Origin of the sequence: Phenylobacterium sp., assembly GCF_030698145.1 — a bacterium.
GTDB lineage: Bacteria > Pseudomonadota > Alphaproteobacteria > Caulobacterales > Caulobacteraceae > Phenylobacterium.
Genome location: NZ_JAUYNW010000066.1, coordinates 1 through 2,500 on the forward strand (window position 1 = coordinate 1; position 2,500 = coordinate 2,500).

1 rRNA gene (cut by a window edge) is annotated in these 2,500 nt (G+C 49.4%); it reads right to left on the reverse strand.

Going from position 1 to position 2,500, the window contains the following annotated elements:
* Window positions 1-40: 40 nt before the first annotated feature.
* A 23S ribosomal RNA gene (locus Q8Q77_RS09770) occupies window positions 41-2,500 on the reverse strand (it continues 424 nt past the right edge of the window).

Consider the following 2,500-nt stretch of genomic DNA (forward strand, 5'->3'; position numbering starts at 1 on the left):
AGAAAGTTTCTTCTCCCGTCCCGAAAGACGGGAGAAAAGCGTACATAAGCTTACGGGTTATTAGTACTACTCGACTATGACATTACTGCCTTTACATCTATAGCCTATCAACGTGGTCATCTCCCACGACCCTTAAAAGAAATCTCATCTTGTGGTGGGTTTCGCGCTTATATGCTTTCAGCGCTTATCCCTTCCAAACGTAGCTACTCTGCGATGCCACTGGCGTGACAACAGATACACTAGAGGTTTGTCCAATTCGGTCCTCTCGTACTAGAATCAGATCCACTCAAATTTCTTGCGCCCACAGTAGATAGAGACCGAACTGTCTCACGACGTTCTGAACCCAGCTCGCGTGCCACTTTAATGGGCGAACAGCCCAACCCTTGGGACCTTCTCCAGCCCCAGGATGTGACGAGCCGACATCGAGGTGCCAAACCCCCCCGTCGATATGAGCTCTTGGGGGAGATCAGCCTGTTATCCCCGGCGTACCTTTTATCCTTTGAGCGATGGCCCTTCCATGCGGAACCACCGGATCACTATGCTCTACTTTCGTACCTGATCGACCTGTATGTCTCTCAGTCAAGCTCCCTTATGCCATTGCACTCTACGCACGGTTACCAAGCGTACTGAGGGAACCTTTAGAAGCCTCCGTTACTCTTTTGGAGGCGACCACCCCAGTCAAACTACCCACCAAGCAATGTCCCCCGCATAACGGGGTTAGGCCTCAGATAAACAAAGGGTTGTATTTCAACAATGACTCCACAACGCCTAGCGACGCCACTTCACAGTCTCCAACCTATCCTACACATCATTTATCCAAGGTCAATACTAAGCTATAGTAAAGGTGCACAGGGTCTTTTCGTCCCACTGCGGGTAAGCGGCATCTTCACCGCTACTACAATTTCACCGAGCTCATGGCTGAGACAGTGTCCAGATCGTTACACCATTCGTGCAGGTCGGAACTTACCCGACAAGGAATTTCGCTACCTTAGGACCGTTATAGTTACGGCCGCCGTTTACTGGGGCTTCAATTCAATGCTTCTCCGAAGATAACATCTCCTCTTAACCTTCCAGCACCGGGCAGGTGTCAGGCCCTATACTTCATCTTACGATTTTGCAGAGCCCTGTGTTTTTGATAAACAGTCGCCTGGACCTCTTCACTGCGGCCAGCATTGCTGCTGGCGACCCTTCTCCCGAAGTTACGGGTCTATTTTGCCTAATTCCTTAGCCATGAATCTCTCGAGCACCTTAGGATTCTCTCCTCGACTACCTGTGTCGGTTTGCGGTACGGGTACTTATTACCTGAAGTTTAGAGGTTTTTCTTGGAAGCCCTTAGGCGCACTATCTCTTTGTCCGAAGACTCCGAGTACTATCGTATTTCCCCAAGCCGCGTGGATTTGCCTGCGCAGCTTATAGGTAGGTACTTCAACGAACTATTCCGTCAGTTCGCGGCGCTTTCATCACTCCGTCACCCCATCACAGTAATAACTAGTACGGGAATATTAACCCGTTGTCCATCGACTGTCCCTTTCGGGTTCGCCTTAGGTCCCGACTAACCCACAGCTGATTAGCATAGCTGTGGAAACCTTAGTCTTTCGGTGTGCGGGTTTCTCGCCCGCATTATCGTTACTTATGCCTACATTTTCTTTTCTAACCAGTCCAGCATGCCTTACGACACACCTTCTACCCTGTTAGAATGCTCCCCTACCACTTGTAATAAATTACAAATCCATAGCTTCGGTAATATGTTTATGCCCGATTATTATCCATGCTCGTCCGCTCGACTAGTGAGCTGTTACGCACTCTTTAAATGAATGGCTGCTTCCAAGCCAACATCCTAGCTGTCTGGGCAGACAAACCTCGTTCTTTCAACTTAACATATATTTGGGGACCTTAGCTGATGGTCTGGGTTCTTTCCCTCTCGGACTTGGACCTTAGCACCCAAGCCCTCACTGTTATGAAACATTATATAGCATTCGGAGTTTGTCAGGAATTGGTAGGCGGTGAAGCCCCCGCATCCAATCAGTAGCTCTACCTCTATATAACTTTACGCATAACGCTGCACCTAAATGCATTTCGGGGAGTACGAGCTATTTCCGAGTTTGATTGGCCTTTCACCCCTACCCACAGGTCATCCGAAGACTTTTCAACGTCAACCGGTTCGGACCTCCACACTGTGTTACCAGCGCTTCATCCTGCCCATGGGTAGATCACACGGTTTCGCGTCTAACACTACTGACTAAAGCGCCCTATTCAGACTCGCTTTCGCTACGGATCCGTGGCTTAACCACTTATCCTTGCCAGCAACGTTAACTCGTAGGCTCATTATGCAAAAGGCACGCCGTCACCCCACGAAAGGGCTCCGACCGCTTGTAAGCGTATGGTTTCAGGATCTATTTCACTCCGTTATTCACGGTTCTTTTCACCTTTCCCTCACGGTACTGGTTCACTATCGGTCTCTCAGGAGTATTTAGCCTTAGCGGATGGTCCCGCCAAATTC